This window comes from Streptococcus sp. WM07 (genome assembly GCF_004570525.1).
Classification (GTDB): domain Bacteria; phylum Bacillota; class Bacilli; order Lactobacillales; family Streptococcaceae; genus Streptococcus.
The window spans coordinates 1-253 of record NZ_SPPZ01000348.1 but is presented as its reverse complement, the minus strand read 5'-3'; the positions used below and the strand labels follow the sequence as shown (position 1 = coordinate 253).

The following is a 253-nucleotide window of genomic DNA, read 5'->3' as shown; positions in this document are numbered from 1 at the left end:
AAAGCAACCTTATTCGTCGTAGTCATTGGGTTGAAGAAGTCTTAGTTCAAAGTGGTTTCACTATTGAAAAAGGAAAAGTAAAGGATACCGATACTATCATAGTTGATGCATCAGAAGTGAAAATTCATACTTAACAAAAAAACAAAAATAGCTGTATACTATAAGGTATGAAAGTCGAACTAAATGAATATCAAATTAGCGAATTGAAGCAAGCCCTGAAAGATAAAAAGAATGCACAGCACCATAGGAAAAT

The 253-nt window shown here is 32.4% G+C and carries 1 pseudogene; it reads left to right on the top strand.

Annotation, left to right across the window (positions count from 1 at the left end):
- Positions 1–125 (top strand): annotated as a pseudogene (locus E4T71_RS10395) (IS5/IS1182 family transposase); the annotation flags it as partial.
- Positions 126–253 lie beyond the last annotated feature (128 nt).